Genomic DNA, 16,328 nt, shown 5'->3' with positions numbered 1-16,328 from the left:
CACATCGCCAGCGGGACCGCCCCCCTGACGGGATGTCACGGGGACCGTCCCGCCGAGTTGCGCGGGGACCGTCCCTCAGCCTCCGAGGTTCGTTGCGGGACCGGTCCCCGTCGTCGTGCGGTCCCCGGCCGGTCCCGGAGACCGAAGGCGTCAGCGACGTGGTCCCCATGGGCTGCCCCGAAGCGGAGCGACAGCGGGAGACGGAGAGCCGAAAGAAGGTCACGCAGCCTTCTGCCGGGCGAGTTCCGCAGCGGCGAGGTCCACGCGGCTCGGGTGGGGCGTGGTGCGGGGTGCGGGGTGCGTTGCCTTGGGTGTGGCCGTCGGGACTCACGCGCCGGATGCGGCAGGGCTTGCCCTCGGCGGCGTGGCACCACTGGCACGGCACGCTGAGGGCGTCGGGGTGTCCCTCGGCGACGGCGGTCTCGCGGGCGGTTCGGGTCGGCCGGTAGCGGGCGAGTTGGGCGCGGGCGGCGGGTGGGATGGACGAGCCGATGGCGCGCAGGCGGGCTCCGACGTTGGGGCCCGGACCACCACTGGTGATCTGCCGGTGTGTCGAGGGCGCGGCGGCGCCGGCGGCGACCGCGTACCGGGCGGCAACCAGTTCGGCACGCCAGGCAGCCTCGTCGTCCGGACTGGCGGACGGGGTGGGGTCGGTGTGCCGCTCCAGGCGGTCGCGGCGGTAGGCACGCCATGTGCGGGCGACGTCCACGGGCAGGATCGGGTACGGGGAGTCGAGGATGTGGTCCCGTATCGCCTCGCGGATGTCCCAGCCGTGGTCGGTGGTGAGGGGCACGTCGCTGAGCAGCTCGTGCCACTGGGCGATCTGGTCGCGGGCCGCGCCGGTGGCGGTCCGGATCGTGCGGGGGTCGAGGCGGCCGATGTAGGCGAGGACGGCGGCGGTTTCGCGGGGGTCCAGGGTGGGTTACTCCATTCCAATCGGTTCGTCGAGGGCGGCGAGCAAGGCTGCCATGTGCTCCTCGGAGCGCGTCATGCCAGGGGCCCTGGGGGGCGTGGGCGTGCCTCCGCCGGGTAGGCCGCGTAGATGCCGGCGGCCATGGTCGGCCGTGCGTTCGTTCGTGATCCAGGTGCGCCAGTCGGCAGCCCAGGCGGCGGCAGGACGGGGTGGCCATGTGGCCCGGTTGGCGCGCCACTTCTCGTCGGCGGCCTGCAGTCCGTGTTCGCCGAGCCGGGCGAGGTGCCCCTGCTGCCGAGCCCAGGCACGGGTTTCGTCGTCGATCTGCCACTGGGTGGGTGAAGTGAGGGTTGAGCTGCTGCTCTTACCGTTCACTTTTGGTTCTCTACTGTTCTGGGGGCCGGAATCCGTGCCTCCTCCGGGTCGGAATCCGTTCCCCCAGGGGGCCGAGATCCGGCCCCGGGGACCGGTATCCGACCCCCTTTCAAGTGGGTCGGCAGGGTCGGATTCCGGTCCGGTGGGGACCGGTATCCGGTCCCCCTCAGGGGTCGGATTCTGATCCCCCTCGGCGGCTCGTTCGGCGAGGAACCGGGCGGCGGCCGGGAGTTGGTAGTACGTCTCTCCGCGAGGTCCCTTGCGGCCGTCGAGCTGCACCAGCTCGCCGCTGGCGATCAGCTTGTCGATGGCGTCACGGACAGCGGTACGGGACGCGTTCCCCCGCTTCATGAGGGCGGGGACGGATGCGTACGCGACGCAGCGGAGGTCGAGGCACCGGTCGGCGATCAGGGTGAGGACCATGCGGGCGGTGCCCTTGCTTCGGCTGTGGTCCCACACCCATGCACGGGCGTCGTGGCTCATCGGGTTGCGGCTCCTGGGTTCGAGGCGGGGGAGGAGGCAGCACCAGCCCGCTTCGGGGTGGCGCAGGGAAGTGCGCGGCGTGGCGTTCCCGGTCTGGTGGCGCCGCCGAGGGCCGCAGGCGCGTGCACGAGGGCATCCGGTCCTGGCCTTGGCATACCGAGGTTTCCCAGGCGTCCGGAATCGGCATTCCGGGCGCCTGAGCAAGACAGCCACACCCACCCCGGACAAGTCCAGCATTCCGCCGAGAAATCAAACAGCCCACGGCGAACACATCATGAGCGGGGTTCAAAGACAGTAAGCCCGGATTGGCGGTTGACGAAATAGTGCCGGAAACCGGTAGGTCGAACCGGGGCAACTCGTAACCTTCGATACTCGCGTCCGCAGCGCCCCGCCCGTATTGCGGTACGCCGTCTCCGGGCAGGTCAGGACGCCCAGTAGTGCTGGCGCGTCCACCAGGGTGGCTGACCTGAAGTACCGCTGCCGTCAATCCGGGATTCGGTGCTGCGTTCCGCTGCCTTTATGGCGACAGGCCCGGCAAACCGAACAAAAAGGGCAGGGAATATAGCATCACATCGCCGGTTTGCGAAACCGGCGATTCTCCGGAGAGTTGTGGTGCCAATTGAGGCCGAGCCCGCCTACGGCTCTACGCCGCTATCGGCTTGCAAATCCGCAATTCCGCCTGCCTTTCGCACCGTCCCGGCGCAAGCGCAGGACTCCCCGCCCCCTGCCCAAGGAACACCGCTTGACGTCCCCGTCCCGCCGCCCCACCGACAAGCTCACGGTCGACGAGTTCTGCACCGACCTCCGCATCTCCCGCTCCACCTTCTACGACTGGCGCAAGAAAGGCCGAGCCCCGCGCTGCATACGCATCCCCAACGGTGCTCTACGCATCCGCCGCAGTGACTACGAGAACTGGCTCACCGACTGCGAGGACCACGCGTGAGCAACCGGTCCTTCAAGGTCCGCTTCTACGACACGGAGGTCTACAAGGGGAAGCGCAAGACCACCTACACCGTCCGCTGGTCCGTCAACGGAAACCGTAGAGGCCGGAGCTTCGAGACGAGCGCACTCGCGGAATCGTTTCGCGCCACACTGCGCGTCGCCGCCAACAACGGCGAGCCGTTCGATGTGGACACCGGACTGCCGGTCTCCCAGGTCGCGCCGGCGGCCGAACTCACCTGGTACGAGTTCGCCCTCCAGTACATCGATGCGAAGTGGCCCCGCATCTCGGCGAACAACCGCAAGAACACCGCCAAGGCACTCACCAAGGCCACACTCGCCCTCCTGCGCGCCGAACTCCCCGACCGCTTCGACCCGGTCGAGGTGCGCAGGGCCCTGCGCGAGTACGCCTTCAACAAGCTGAAACGCGACCAGGCCCCACCCGAGGTCCGCACGATCCTGTCTTGGATCGACCGCAACTCCCTTCCCATGACGGCCTGGGAGGACACCAAGCACCTCGACGCGGTCCTACGAGCGCTCGACACCCTCCTGGACGGCGCCCCGGCCGCCGCCAGCTCGGTCAGGCGTGAGCGGCGGATCCTAAACGTGGCGATCAAGTACGCCGTCCGCCAGAAGATTCTCGCCGGCAACCCGCTGCCCACAGGCAAGGACGAGGACACGGCACCCAGGGTCGCCGAGGCCGTCGACAAGCGGTCCCTGCTCAACCCCGGCCAAGTCGCCGCGCTCCTCGTCTGGATCGGCGCCCGCCCCCGCACCGGCCACCGACTCCACGCGTTCTTCGCCACCCTCTACTACGCGGGCCTGCGCCCCGAGGAAGCCGTCGCCCTGCGGGTCGGCGATGCCACGCTGCCCGCCGAGGGCTGGGGCCAACTGCTCGTCCACACCGCCGAGCCCGAGGTCGGCAGCCAGTGGACCGACGACGGCCAGGTCCACGAGACCCGCCACCTCAAGGGCCGCGCCGAAGGCGACACCCGCCCCGTCCCCGTCCACCCCGCTCTGGCCGCCATCCTGCGAGACCTGATCAAGACAGACGGCCTGAAACCCGGCGATCTCCTCTTCCCCGGGGAGAAGGGCGGCCTGCTCGCGGGATCGGTCTTCCGGCGCGCGTGGAACAAGGCCCGCGAGGCCGTCCTGCCCGAGCACGAGTACAACTCGCCGACCGGCAAGCGCGTGTACGACCTGCGGCACACTTGCCTGACCACCTGGCTGAACAACGGCGTCCCGCCGGCCCAGGTCGCCGAGTGGGCTGGCAACAGCGTCCCTGTCCTGCTCGCCACGTATGCCCGCTGCATCACCGGCCAGCTCGCCGCGCTCCAGCAGCGCATCGAAGGTCCTCAGCGACTGCCCGCCGGGCTGTCCCCAAGCCCGCGGGTTCCTACGCCTGGTTCCTCACCCACACCGCGTCGCCGTGCCTGATCCAGGGGACGCACAGACCTCCACCTCCACCTCCGGCACCGTCGTTCAGTCGGCGATGCCGACGCCGTATCCCCGCGCGAGGGGATCGAGGCCGTGGTCGTAGCCCTGGCCGACGGCGCGCAGACGCCAGACCGGACCCCTGCGGTAGATCTCCGCGAGGAGCATGGTGCGCTCGGTTGTCGCGCCGTCCAGGGTGGCCCGGGTGAGGGGTGATCCGCTGTTGCCGGGAGCCGCACTGATCTGGATCGCGCCGACCGTCCCGAAGGTGGTGGCGCCGTCGATGGCCGCGGCGACGACGACCTTGCGGGTAGCGGGCGGCAGGGACGCGAGATCGAGGGCGATGGTCTGTTCGGCGGGACCGCCAGTGAGCAGCCGCACTGTGCCGGCGGGGCTTTCCGGGACGCCGTAGAAGATGAAGTCCTCGTCGAAGGTGACCTGTTCGTCCTCGTCGAGGAGGAAAGCGACGACGTCGATCTCGCAGTCGGCCTGCGGAGCCCAGCCGACGGTGACGTACCACTCGGGCGCAGGTGTGCCGTGTGGCATGGGCAGGTCGATGACGCCGCCCCTCGGCATCACGTGCGGCTCATGCGGCCGGACAACCGCCGCGTCCGGGTCGATGGCGGTCGGGGAATTCAGCCAGTCCGCGTCGTGCACGGGGAGCTCAAGGGCGTTGATGCGGCTCATGCGGCGGTCCTTCTCGCCGTTGGCGAGAAGGACGACGTCGGTGACACTGGCGGACAGGTTGACCGCTGCGGATCCGCCCAGCTCGACGACGCGGGTACGAGCCGCGACGGCATCGGCATGGACACCGCCCAGCACCAGCACCCGGCGGCTCACCAGCGGCTTGGCCAAGGTGCGGGCCGAGTCGCCGGGTTGGCGCGGAGCGGGGACGGTCGCGCCGAGGGAGGGCGGCGGCAGGACAGGCGCTTCCGGGACAGGTGCTGTGGTGGATTCGGGCTCGGTGGCCTGAGCTTCTGCCGTCGCCGGCGCCTTCACCGGCGCGGTCACGGCGGAAGTGGCCGTCGCCTCATGCGCTGTCCCGGCCTGCACGTCGGCCAGCAGCCGCAGGAAGGTGTGCTCGTCGATGACCGGCACGCCCTCGACGGCTGCGCGTCGGGTCTTCGCGGACTGGGACGCCGGCTCGTTGGTAACGAGCACGCTGGTGTGCCGACTCACGGAGGTCACCATGTTCAGCCCGGCGGCAACAGCCCGCCCGACCAGCTCCGCCCGTGCGTGCGCGGTCTCACCGGTTATCGCGATCTTCATCCCCTGCAGCAGCGGCCCGCCGGGAGTCATACGCCCCGGATTGCGGTAGGCGCACGGTGTCTTGGGCGGCTTCGGCGTGAACTGCGATTCCGCCCGCGGTGGGCAGCTCACCAGCGGCAAGGGCAGATCGAGCCGCGCCGCTTCGCGCAGTGAAGCCCGCAGGATCCCGGCAAGCACTCGGGTGTCGTCCAGCGCATCGTGCGCGCGCTGCTGCGGTACGCGGTAGTGGGCGGCCAGCGTGCCCAACTTCATGTCGTCCGTCGGCGGATCCACCTGACGATTTAAAGCCAGGGTGCAGAGCCGCTGGGACACCGGCAGCCACATCCGCGCGCGGGCGAACTCGTGCGCCAGGAAGTCGTAGTCGAACTGGGCGTTGTGGGCGACCAGGACCCGGTCCTGGAGCATCGCTCCGATCCGCCCGGCGACCTGGTCGAAGGCCGGCGCACCCTGCAGCCGCTCGACGGTCAGCCCGTGCACCTCCACCGGCCCCGGGTCGCATCCCGGGTTGAGCAGCGTCGAGAACTCCCCGGTCTGCTCACCGTCCGGTCCGATCGTCACCACCGCGACGGACAGCACCCGGTCCCGCCGGGCTATGAGCCCGGAGGTCTCCACGTCGACCAGGGCCCAGTCGCGGGCGTAGTCGCCCGTGGCGGGCAGGTCGAAGGAGGTGGAGGCGAGACTCATGGTGCTAAGGATGATTCGATATGTGGCTCTCATTCAACCTGTATGCCGTTTTGCCCTGCTTTGGAAGGATGTACTGCCCTGCCGACGGCAGAGAGACCGCATCAAAACTTCGGGAAGTTTTCGGGAAGAACACCCACCAAAGGCCGTGCGGAACCGCTCCCAACCGGACTGCCACCCTCGTCACCAGGGAGTCAGTCCGGCCTCACGCCACCGCGATACCGAGCCCACCAACATGCCCCTGAACAGCAAAAACGCCCTCCCAGAGGGAGGGCGGATACGGGACGTACGCGAAGCGCCCCCGGCAGGACTCGAACCTGCGGCCAAGCGCTTAGAAGGCGCCTGCTCTATCCACTGAGCTACGGGGGCCGGGTGTGGTGGCCTGTGTCCTGGTGCCCGGGTGTGGGCTGATCCCTGACGGTGCCGGGACAAGGATAGAGCTCCTGAATCCCTGTCCCTCGCGCTTCCCCTCCGTGGCTCGATGTGGAGGTTCAGTGAAGCGGTCCTGATAATCGCAGGTGGGTACGAATCGTGCACCGCTTTTGGCGTCTCCCGCATCGGGTGTTGTGCACTCGTTATGCCTGCGCCCCAGTCATCCCTTCCGCCCCCGTGTGTCCTGTCGGCGCGCAGACATACCCATATGCTTTAGAAAGGCAACAAAATTGGGCATTCTTCGCATGTGGTGACCTTGGACGTACGGCCTCAGCTGCTCGACGCACTCTCCGCCCTGCGCGACCGTGTCGCCGCCGCACGCTTCCCGCTGCCCCTGGCGGGGGCTCCACGCGCGCGTGCCAACCGCGACGAACTACTCGCACAGCTCGACGATTATCTGGTGCCCCGGTTGAGAGAACCCGAAGCACCCCTCCTCGCCGTCATCGGGGGTTCGACCGGCGCCGGGAAGTCCACGCTGGTCAACTCCCTTGTGGGGCGCCGGGTCAGCGAGGCGGGCGTGCTCCGGCCGACGACCCGTACGCCGGTGCTGGTGTGCCACCCGGAGGACCACCACTGGTTCAGCGGGATGCGGGTACTGCCCGACCTCACGCGCGTGTGGGTGCCCCATCAGGAGCCCGGCGACGACCTTCCGGCGCTCGGCGAGCGCGGCGAACGGGTGCTGCGGATCGAGACCGCGGACACCCTCCCCCGCGGCCTCGCCCTCCTCGACGCGCCCGACATCGACTCGTTGGTCGCCGACAACCGGGTGCTCGCCGCCGAGCTGATCTGCTCGGCCGACATCTGGGTCATGGTCACCACCGCCGCCCGGTACGCCGACGCCGTCCCGTGGCATCTGCTGCGTACGGCCAAGGAGCACAAGGCGACCCTGGTCACCGTGCTCGACCGGGTGCCCCACCAGGTGGTGTCGGAGGTCTCACGGCAGTACGGCGCCCTGCTCACCAAGGCCGGCCTCGGCGAGGTGCCGCGCTTCACGGTGCCCGAACTCCCCGAGTCCGCCTGGGGAGGCGGCCTGCTGCCAGCCACCGCCGTCGCCCCCCTGCGTACGTGGCTCGCGCACCAGGCGGAGGACCCGGGAGCCCGGCACGAGGCGATGGCCCGCACCGCGTACGGAGTTCTCGACTCACTGAAGTCGCGGATGCCCGAGCTGGCCAGTGCGGCCGCCGCGCAGTACGCCGCGGCCCTGCGGCTCACCGCGGCCGTCGACGGGGCCTACGACAGCGAGCACGCGCGCGTGAGGGGGCGTCTGCAGGCCGGGGCGGTGCTCTCCGGGGACGCGCTCAAGCGGTGGCGCGCCTACCCGCTCGACTGCACGGCGGGGGAACTGCTCGACGCGCTCGTCGAGAGCCTCGGCGCGCTGCTGCTGTGCTCCGTGACGGCCGCCGACGAGCGCGTGGACGAGGCCTGGCGGCGTGAACCGGCCGCGGGCGCACCGGGGCTGACCGACCGTGATCCGACGCTGGAGAGCGCCGAGCACCGGATCGGGATGGCCGTACGACGGTGGCGGCGGATCCTCGAGGAGTACGCCGAGGAGGAGGTGCGCGACCTCGACAGGAGTGTCGCGCAGGACGCCGAGGTGGTCGCCGCGTTGGTCGCCACCGCGCTGCTGGGCGGCCGCAGGGCACGGTCCGCGGGTGAGGGGCTCGCCGAGCGGATCGGGGCCCACAGCGCCCTCCGGCTGCGCGACCGCGGCGGACGGCTGCTCACCGACTACCTCGACAGGGCCCTGCACACCGAACGCGAGCGCCGTCTCGCCCCGCTCGACGCACTCGACGTACATCCAGAACCCCAGGCCGAACTCATCGCCGCGCTGTCCGTACTGCAGAAGGAGAGGTGACCGCGGTGACTGCCGTCACTGACCGCACGGATCACGCCGACCGCCCCGACCGGTCCGGGGAGGGCCACGCCGAAAACGCCTCCCCCGAAGAGGGCACCTCCGGAAAGGACCTCCCCGGGGACGCTGTTTCCGAGGACGAGGAGAAGAACGAGAGCAAGCGCGGAGCCGGGAAGAACACCGGCGACGACGAACGCTCCGAGGAGCAACCCTCCAAGAACGCCAGGCCCTCAGGGGACACCCACGCGCGCGTGAAGCGCGAGGAACCCGGGCACAGACGCACGGACCGACAGGACCGACAGGATCGCCCCGAGCGCCCGGACCGCTCGGACCGACAAGAACGCAGGGTCCGTACGGACCGTCAAGAACGCCCGGACCGTACGGATCGTACGGACCGCCACGACCGCCACGACCGCCACGACCGCCGAGAGACGGGCCACGCGCGCGTGAAGGCCGAAGCCCCCTCCGCTCCCGAAGAAGACGGCCCCGCCTGGGACGACGGTCTGATCGCGCGGCGCGTGTCCGAGACGGCCAACGCGCAGGCGGCGCCGGTGGTCGAGGCCAAGCCCCCGGTACAGGCCCCGCCGGCTCCCCTCGCGTACGACGGAGCGCTGCGTTCACGCCTCGACGCGCTGCGCGAACTGGTCGGACTGTCCCGCACCCGGCTCGACAGCAGGACCCTCGCCGAGGCGGGCCGGGTCCTCGACGAGGCGGCGGCCCGGCGCAGACTCTCCGGTCAGCACACCGTCGTCGCGATCGCCGGGGCCACCGGGAGCGGCAAGTCCCAGCTCTTCAACGCGCTCGCCGGCGTGGCGATCTCGGAGACCGGTGTCCGCCGTCCGACGACCGCGGCTCCCATCGCGTGCAGCTGGAGCGACGGCGCGGCCACCCTCATCGACCGGCTCGGCATCCCCGGACGGCTGCGCAGACGCCCGTTGCAGAGCCCGGAGGCCGAGGCGCAGCTGCGCGGCCTCGTCCTGGTCGACCTGCCCGACCACGACTCCGCTGCGGTGCAGCACCGCGAACAGGTGGACCGCATCCTGGCGCTGGTCGACGCGGTCATCTGGGTGGTGGACCCGGAGAAGTACGCGGACGCCATGATCCATGAGCGCTATCTGCGGCCCATGGCGGGGCACGCGGAGGTCACCTTCGTCGTCCTCAACCAGGTGGACCGGCTGCCCGGTGAGGCGGCCGACCAGGTCCTCGACGATCTGCGCCGTCTCCTCGACGAGGACGGGATCGCGCTCGGCGAGTACGGCGAACCCGGCGCGACCGTGCTCGCCGTGTCGGCGCTCACCGGGGACGGCGTCGGCGAACTGCGCGAGTCGCTGGGCCAGTTCGTGGGCGAGCGGGGCGCCGCCGCCCGCCGGATCTCGGCCGACGTGGACGCCGCCGCGGCTCGGCTGCGGCCGGTCTACTCGACCGGGCGGCGGGCCGGCCTCAGCGAGGAGGCGCGCGACGAGTTCGCGGCCAGGCTCGCGGACGCGGTGGGCGCTGTCGCGGCCGGTGACGCGGCCGAGCGCGCGTGGCGCCGTAACGCCAACCGCGCCTGCGGCACGCCCTGGCTGCGGCTGTGGCGCTGGTACGAGGACCGGCGCGAGCCTCCCACCGGACGTCTGACCGTCCAGGCACCCGAGGACGAGGAGGCCACCGCCCGCCAGCGTGTCGAGCAGGCCGTACGAACGGTCGCGGACCGGGCGGCGTACGGACTGCCCGCTCCCTGGGCGCAGGCGGTACGCGAGGCCGCCGCGCGGGGGGCGCAGGGCCTGCCCGAGGCGCTGGACGAGATGGCGGTGCGCGCCACCGCGCCGGTGGGCCGGCCGCCGCGGCCCGGCTGGTGGCCGGTCGCCGTGTTCGCGCAGGCCTCGATGACGGTCCTCCAGATCATCGGCGGCCTGTGGCTGCTGGGGCAGATCGTCGGCATCGCGTCGCCCAATCTCGGGGTGCCGGTGCTGCTGATGGTGACGGGCATCATCGGCGGTCCGGCCGTCGAGTGGAGCAGCAGGCTGGCGGCGCGCGGACCCGCCCGGCGCTACGGGCTCGAAGCGGAACGGCGGTTGCGGGAGGCCGCCGCCGGGTGCGGAAGGGCGCGCGTGCTCGATCCGGTGGCGGCGGAACTGCTGCGCTACCGGGAGGTCCGCGAGCAGTACACGCGGGTCCTGGGCGTGGCAGCCCCCGTCGGCTGACACGGCACGACCGCGTGCGCCCGGTGCGGCATCACCTCACCGGGCGCAGCATCACCGCATCACCTCACCGGGCGCAGCATCACCGCATCACCCACCCGGCGCGGTATCACCTCACAGGGGACCCCGCGGGGCTCGGCAGCACCCCGCCGGGTGACGCGGTTGTCCACAACCGGCCGACGGCACACAGCGCCCAGCGGGCCCGGCCCGGCGAAGGCAGTCTGATCTCGCGGCGATCGCAGCGCATGCGGTCGCCGCGACGGACGCGGAAACGCGACAGACGCATTCGTACGGAGAGGGGTTCGGGGATGAACGAGACGACGGTGTGCGCGGTGGGCAACGTGGCGACGCCACCTGTGTACCGGGAGCTGGCAGGCGGGGCGTCGGCGAGGTTCCGGCTGGCGGTGACGGCGCGGTACTGGGACCGCGAGAAGAGCGCGTGGACGGACGGACACACCAACTTCTTCACGGTGTGGGCCAATCGGGCGCTCGCCACGAACGTGGGGGCGTCGGTGTCGGTGGGCGATCCCGTCATCGTGCAGGGCAGGTTGAAGGTGCGCACCGAACAACGCGACGGCCAGAGCTGGACGTCGGCGGACATCGACGCGGTGGCGATCGGCCACGACCTCTCACGCGGTACGTCGGCCTTCCGGCGTGCCTCCAGGGGAGACACCGGAGCGGCTCCGGCCGGGCAGCCGGAGCCCAGTTGGGAAACGGAGCCACAGCCTCAGTCCGAACCCGCCGGAGTGACGTGAGGCGGGGACCGGAAACGGCCTGACCGAACTGCGGCTTATCGACAAGTACATTCCGAGCAGTTCTCATGGATTTGTCGATAAGCGCAGCTCAAAGGCGTGTTGGGCGATAACGATTCCGAGTCGGATCGGTTATCGGATGACATGACTGGGGAGTGTGGTGCGCCGCGTCCCTAGGATGCCCGACATAGCTAGTGGATCACGAGGCTTCTGATTCTGCCGGCGGGACCGTCCCCCCACGTAAACGGGTCCTGCCCGAAAGGGATTCTGTGTTTTCTTCGTTCTCAGCGTTCTCCGCGCGCGGGCGGGGCGCCGCCCGCCTCGCCGCCGTGACGTTGGTGTCAGGGCTCGTCGCCGCGGGGGCGCTGGCCACCGCCGGTGCGGCCGTCGCCGAGGAGACGCCGCAGAACCAGGCTGGTGCGACGGCCACCATAGGCGGCCTCAAGACCTACGGCTCCGCCGTCATACATGACAACGGCGAGGACCAGCCGGTCTCCGCGGGCCTGTTCGAGATGTCCGTGGACAACGGCGGCACTCTCCAGACCTACTGCGTCGACCTGCACAACCCGACGCAGAAGGACGCCAAGTACCAGGAGACCGCCTGGAGCGGCACCTCGCTCAACGGCAACGCGAACGCGGGCAAGATCCGCTGGATCCTTCAGAACTCCTATCCCCAGGTGAACAACCTGGCGGCGCTGGCCGCGAAGGCCGGGGCCGCCGGCCTCACCGAACAGGACGCGGCGGCCGGTACCCAGGTGGCCATCTGGCGGTACTCGGACGACGCCGACGTGGACGCGGTGGACCCGCGTGCCGAGAAGCTCGCCGACTACCTGGAGAAGAACGCGCGGAACCTGCCGGAACCCGCGGCCTCCCTGACCCTCGACTCGCCCGCGGTCTCCGGTCACGCCGGCGAGAAGCTCGGCCCCGTCACCGTGCACACCGACGCGGACAGCGTGACGGTGACACCGCCGGCGGACGCCGCCACCAGCGGGGTGAGGATCGTGGACACGGACGGCAAGGAGGTCACCTCCGCGACCGACGGCAGCCGGCTCTACTTCGACGTGCCGACCGACACCGCGGACGGCTCCGCCTCACTGACCGTGCAGGCGTCGACGACCGTGCCCGTCGGGCGCGCGTTCGCCTCGGAGACGCGCAGCCAGACCCAGATACTCGCCGGCTCCAGCGAGTCGACGGTCGCCGCGACGGCGACCGCCGACTGGGCCGCCGAGGGCCCGATACCCGCGCTGTCCGCCGAGAAGAACTGCGCCGAGGGCGGCGTGGACGTGACGGCCGCCAACGAGGGTGACGAGCCGTTCACCTTCGAGCTGGTGGGGATCGAGCACACGGTCCCGGCGGGCGAGTCGCGGACGGTGACGGTTCCCCTCCAAGAGGACCGGTCGTACGACTTCGCGGTAAAGGGCACGGACGGTTCCGAGAAGCGGTTCACCGGCATGCTCGACTGCCGGACACAGGGCAGCACCAGCGAGGTCACGACCCAGACGGTGGGGGAGCCGAGTCCCGCCGCTTCGGTCAGCACCTTCTCCGACACCACCGACCTAGCGGCGACCGGCAGTTCCGACGCCACCCCGGTCATCGCGGGCATAGCCATCGTCCTCGTCGTGGTCGGCGGCGCGGCGATCGTCCTGGTCGAAAGGAAGAAGACGCCGGGGCAGCACTGAGCGACTGAGCCACACGGCACCTTGGCAACTCAACAGCGATCGAGTGCGGCAAGGTGAGTCGACGGCCCCGGCCCGCCCTCTCAGGCGTCCGGGGCCGCGTCGTCGGCCCACTCACGGCGGCCCGGTATGTGGCCTACCGGTGAGCGGTGGTTGCCGCTGAAGAGGGTGGGCGGCAGTGGTGCGCGGTCCGCCCCGCCGACGGGAGTAGAGGCCGGCGGGGCGACAGCCGCTCGCGGCTACGAGCGGGCGGAGCGGGCGCGGGCCAGGGCGAAGCCGGCCGCGAGCAGTCCGAGGACTCCGACGACCAGACCGGCGATGCCCAGACCACGAGCGGTCGAGTCGCTGCTCGCGACAGAGCTCTCGGCCGTGGAGTCCGAGGCCGAGTCCGAGCCCGTGCTCGATGACGCCGCCGCTCCGGAGTCGGCCGCGGTCCCGGCCGTGAGGGCCAGCACCGGCGCTGGGTTCTCCGGTTCCTCCCCGCCCTGCTCGGCCTCCTCGATCCATCGGACGACATTGCCGTCCGAGTAGGTCTGGAGCGTCTTGAAGGCCAACTGGTCCGCGTCGTCGGGCAGTTGACCGAAGGCGACGTTGAAGTCCTGGTACTCGCCGTGGCGGATCCTGCCGCCGGTCCAGGTGATCTCCGAGACGGCTTCGGTGATCGAGCCGTCGTCCGTCTTGACCGGTGTCTTCAGTTTGGTCGTGGTCACCTCCGCGGTCCAGCCGTCCTGCGGAGTGACCAGCACTCCCAGGACCGGATGGTCGGTGGGGAGGAAGACCTGCACCTTCGTGGTGCTGGCGGTGTCCTCCTCGTTGGGGACCCGGAAGGTCAGAACACCGTCCGTGGCGCCCTTGGCGTAGCTCTCGGGGTGGACGGTCACATGGGCGAAGGCCGCGCCCGCGGCGGCCAGGACCGCGGCCGAGGTGAGACCGGCGACGAGACCGGCCCGGCGCAGGTTCGTGCGTATCGGGGACATCAGGGAAGCTCCGTACTGGTGGGGATGAGGTCAGGGCGTGCACACGGCGCCCGCGGGCGGCCCCCGCCGGGAGACGGCGTGCCGCAGCAGCGCCTGCCGAAGTGGCCGCGGCTCGGCGGCGTTCCCGCATACGGCGTTCCACCGGGCCCTGGTGTCGGACGGCCCGGCCGGCCCCCGCCACCACGCCGCGAGACCCGGTACGAGCGTCACCGCCCGGCGCAGCAGGGACCACAGCGCGGCCTCGCCACGCCGCAGCCACCAGGTCGCCAGGAGAGCGGCCGCCAGGTGGGCGGCGGTGGCGTGGGGCGTCATCGCGTGGTGGTGCGTCATGTGCGCGCCGTGCATGTCCATCGCCATGCGTGGCCGGGCCGCCCCGAAACCGACGTGCAGTCCCGCCTGCGCTGCCAGCATCCCGCCGCCGATCCCGGCGAGCGACCGCTCCCTGCCGCCCAGCAGACAGCCGGCCGCGAAGAGGGCGAGCACTCCGGCGCCGGCCGCCCACAGCGGGGGCGCCTCCCCCGTCGCCAGTCCGTGTCCCCCGGCGGCCAGCAGGACGCACAGCACGGCGAAGACCGCCGCGCGCAGGCTCCGTACCGCCAGGGACGCACTCATTGGTGCCCAGACTGCCATGGAGAACGAGCGGCCGTCGCTGCTTCCGGAGGAGCCGCCTCCCGAGGCCGGCCGGGGCGCGCTCCAGTCGCTCGGATAGGGTCCGAGCGAGCCTGGAAGGGACCTGACATGCGACTTCGCTGTGCCGTGCTGGACGACTATCAGGACGCCGCGACCGAGATCGCCGACTGGTCGCCGGTCGCGGACGACGTGGAGGTCGTCGGTTTCCCCCGGCACTTCGCCGACGAGGACGCGCTGGCCGCCGCGCTGGCGGACTTCGACATCGTCGTCACCCTGCGCGAGCGGGTGCCTTTCCCGGCGTCGCTGCTGGCCCGGCTGCCCCATCTGAGGCTGCTGATCGCCTCCGGGATGCGCAACACGGTGATCGACTACGCGGCGGCGGAGGCACACGGGGTGACCGTGTGCGGGACCCCGAGTTCCTCGACTCCCCCGGTCGAGCTGACCTGGGCGCTGCTGCTCGGCCTCGCGCGAGGGCTCGTCACGGAGAACGAGGCGTTGCGGACGGGCGGCCCGTGGCAGAGCACCGTCGGCGCCGATCTGCACGGCCGCCGGCTCGGGCTGCTCGGGCTCGGGAAGATCGGCGGCAGGGTGGCTCAGGTGGGCCTCGCGTTCGGCATGCGGGTCAGCGCGTGGAGCCGGCACCTCACCGAAGAGCGCGCCGACGAGGTGGGGGTCGAACTGGCCCTCACGAAGGAGGAGTTGCTGGCGAGCAGCGACTTCGTCTCCGTGCACCTCGGACTGGGCGACCGCACCCGTGGTCTGATCGGCGCCGCCGAACTTGCCCTCCTCAAGCCGACCGCCTACCTCGTCAACACCTCACGCGCGGCGATCGTCGACCAGGACGCGCTGCTCGCCGCCCTGCACGAGGGCCGGATCGCCGGAGCGGGCGTCGACGTGTTCGACGTCGAGCCGCTCCCCGCCGGCCATCCGATGCGCTCGGCCCCGCGCCTCCTCGCCACCCCGCACCTCGGCTACGTCTCCCGGGCCAACTACGAGGCGTACTACACCGGGGCGGTCGAGGCCATCCAGGCGTTCCTCGCGGGCTCGCCCGTACGCCTCCTGGGCTGAGGACTTCCTTCGGGCACGGGCACCCGAGCCGGCCGCCTCACACCTCCGCGGGCCGCCAGTACGTCCCGTACTGGCGCCGCAGATGACGAAGGTCCACCAGATACCGCCGCAGCGTCACATGGTCGACCGGTGAGTCCTCGCACCAGGAGCGCAGCTTCTCGTTGACGGTCCGTTCCGGGTACTCGACGCCCGGCTCGAAGGTCCGCTCGGCGATGTGCCGGAGAACCACCAGCTTGCGCTGCCACTGGGCGGGCAGCCGCACCAGGCGCCCTTCGCGTACGAAGGTCCGCAGGACCTCCTCGGTGCGCTCGTCCCCGGAGCCGTGGTCCTCGGTGGACGGTGTCCGCGCCTGCGCCGAGCGGGCGAGTTCCCTGAAGCGGTCGTAGGCGACGCTCAGTCCGCCGTCACCGCCGGTCGCGATCGCGCCCTGGTCCTGGAGCCGTCGCAGCGCGACGGTCGCGTCCTTCGGGGAGAGTCCCGCCTTCTCCATGACCCTCGCGGGGGTGTCCGCGCCGAGGGCCACCGCGGCGAAGGCGCGGGCCCGGGTCTCCTCGGCGAACAGGCCGATCAGCTGGTCGGTTGGCATGCGCGGCAGGCTACGGGAGAGCACACCGCGAGCCGAAGCGGTTTTTCCCCTCGCGGCCACCGCCCGCCCGGGAGCGGT

12 protein-coding genes, 1 tRNA gene and 1 pseudogene are annotated in these 16,328 nt (G+C 71.1%); 7 read left to right on the top strand and 7 right to left on the bottom strand.

Annotated elements, in window-relative coordinates:
* Positions 1-219: 219 nt before the first annotated feature.
* Positions 220-916, bottom strand: a pseudogene (locus ACIP79_RS17630) (hypothetical protein).
* Between the two features lie 6 nt (positions 917-922).
* Entirely contained in the window at positions 923-1,771 is an 849-nt protein-coding gene (locus ACIP79_RS17625; RefSeq protein WP_401224111.1) for a helix-turn-helix domain-containing protein, read from the bottom strand.
* Between the two features lie 742 nt (positions 1,772-2,513).
* On the opposite strand from ACIP79_RS17625, the gene ACIP79_RS17620 reads away from it, so the two are divergent.
* The gene (locus ACIP79_RS17620; RefSeq protein ID WP_401224109.1) at positions 2,514-2,714 is read left to right on the top strand and encodes a helix-turn-helix transcriptional regulator; all 201 of its coding nucleotides are present in this window, start codon (positions 2,514-2,516) and stop codon (positions 2,712-2,714) included.
* Positions 2,711-4,147 (top strand): tyrosine-type recombinase/integrase, encoded by a 1,437-nt coding sequence (locus tag ACIP79_RS17615; RefSeq protein ID WP_401224106.1) that lies wholly within the window; start codon positions 2,711-2,713, stop codon positions 4,145-4,147. Before ACIP79_RS17620 ends, ACIP79_RS17615 begins: the two co-directional genes overlap by 4 nt.
* Positions 4,148-4,192: 45 nt before the next feature.
* Here the strand turns inward: ACIP79_RS17615 and ACIP79_RS17610 are convergent, their stop codons facing one another.
* Entirely contained in the window at positions 4,193-6,097 is a 1,905-nt protein-coding gene (locus ACIP79_RS17610; RefSeq protein ID WP_401224104.1) for a TerD family protein, read from the bottom strand.
* A 293-nt stretch (positions 6,098-6,390) separates the two neighbouring features.
* Positions 6,391-6,463: transfer RNA gene (locus ACIP79_RS17605), tRNA-Arg, on the bottom strand.
* 310 nt (positions 6,464-6,773) lie between these two features.
* Here ACIP79_RS17605 and ACIP79_RS17600 point away from each other — a divergent pair.
* The 4 genes from ACIP79_RS17600 (at position 6,774) to ACIP79_RS17585 (ending at position 12,992) form a co-directional block, all read left to right on the top strand.
* Positions 6,774-8,381: a dynamin family protein gene (locus ACIP79_RS17600; protein ID WP_383682295.1), complete on the top strand. Its 1,608-nt coding sequence runs from the start codon at positions 6,774-6,776 to the stop codon at positions 8,379-8,381.
* 5 nt (positions 8,382-8,386) lie between these two features.
* The gene (locus tag ACIP79_RS17595; protein ID WP_401224100.1) at positions 8,387-10,564 is read left to right on the top strand and encodes a GTPase; all 2,178 of its coding nucleotides are present in this window, start codon (positions 8,387-8,389) and stop codon (positions 10,562-10,564) included.
* A 305-nt stretch (positions 10,565-10,869) separates the two neighbouring features.
* The gene (locus tag ACIP79_RS17590) at positions 10,870-11,316 is read left to right on the top strand and encodes a single-stranded DNA-binding protein (protein WP_401224097.1); all 447 of its coding nucleotides are present in this window, start codon (positions 10,870-10,872) and stop codon (positions 11,314-11,316) included.
* Positions 11,317-11,582: 266 nt separating this feature from the next.
* Positions 11,583-12,992, top strand: coding sequence for a Cys-Gln thioester bond-forming surface protein (locus ACIP79_RS17585; protein WP_401224094.1), 1,410 nt, complete (start codon positions 11,583-11,585; stop codon positions 12,990-12,992).
* A gap of 236 nt (positions 12,993-13,228) precedes the next feature.
* Here the strand turns inward: ACIP79_RS17585 and ACIP79_RS17580 are convergent, their stop codons facing one another.
* A complete protein-coding gene (locus ACIP79_RS17580) occupies positions 13,229-13,966 on the bottom strand; it encodes a YcnI family protein (protein ID WP_401224092.1) in 738 nt (245 codons plus the stop codon).
* Positions 13,967-13,996: 30 nt separating this feature from the next.
* Positions 13,997-14,578, bottom strand: a complete 582-nt coding sequence (locus ACIP79_RS17575) for a hypothetical protein (RefSeq protein ID WP_401224090.1) — start codon at positions 14,576-14,578, stop codon at positions 13,997-13,999.
* 126 nt (positions 14,579-14,704) lie between these two features.
* Between ACIP79_RS17575 and ACIP79_RS17570 the strand changes: the two genes are divergently transcribed.
* Positions 14,705-15,664 carry a D-2-hydroxyacid dehydrogenase family protein gene (locus ACIP79_RS17570; RefSeq protein ID WP_401224088.1) on the top strand — a complete coding sequence of 320 codons (960 nt, stop codon included), beginning with the start codon at positions 14,705-14,707 and terminating at the stop codon, positions 15,662-15,664.
* 37 nt (positions 15,665-15,701) lie between these two features.
* On the opposite strand, the gene ACIP79_RS17565 is transcribed toward ACIP79_RS17570, so the two are convergent.
* Positions 15,702-16,250, bottom strand: a complete 549-nt coding sequence (locus ACIP79_RS17565) for a DUF2087 domain-containing protein (RefSeq protein WP_401224086.1) — start codon at positions 16,248-16,250, stop codon at positions 15,702-15,704.
* Positions 16,251-16,328: the final 78 nt, after the last annotated feature.

It is taken from the genome of Streptomyces sp. NPDC088747 (assembly GCF_044751025.1).
GTDB lineage: Bacteria > Actinomycetota > Actinomycetes > Streptomycetales > Streptomycetaceae > Streptomyces.
Note: the sequence above shows the minus strand (reverse complement) of the source record. Positions and strands in the feature narration are given on the sequence as shown.

Bases quoted from the DNA above. Each gene is read 5' to 3' on its own strand.
- ACIP79_RS17625 (WP_401224111.1), bottom strand. From the start codon at position 1,771: ATGAGCCACGACGCCCGTGCATGGGTGTGGGACCACAGCCGAAGCAAG.
- ACIP79_RS17570 (WP_401224088.1), top strand. From the start codon at position 14,705: ATGCGACTTCGCTGTGCCGTGCTGGACGACTATCAGGACGCCGCGACC.
- ACIP79_RS17590 (WP_401224097.1), top strand. From the start codon at position 10,870: ATGAACGAGACGACGGTGTGCGCGGTGGGCAACGTGGCGACGCCACCT.
- ACIP79_RS17565 (WP_401224086.1), bottom strand. From the start codon at position 16,250: ATGCCAACCGACCAGCTGATCGGCCTGTTCGCCGAGGAGACCCGGGCC.
- ACIP79_RS17610 (WP_401224104.1), bottom strand. From the start codon at position 6,097: ATGAGTCTCGCCTCCACCTCCTTCGACCTGCCCGCCACGGGCGACTAC.
- ACIP79_RS17580 (WP_401224092.1), bottom strand. From the start codon at position 13,966: ATGTCCCCGATACGCACGAACCTGCGCCGGGCCGGTCTCGTCGCCGGT.
- ACIP79_RS17575 (WP_401224090.1), bottom strand. From the start codon at position 14,578: ATGAGTGCGTCCCTGGCGGTACGGAGCCTGCGCGCGGCGGTCTTCGCC.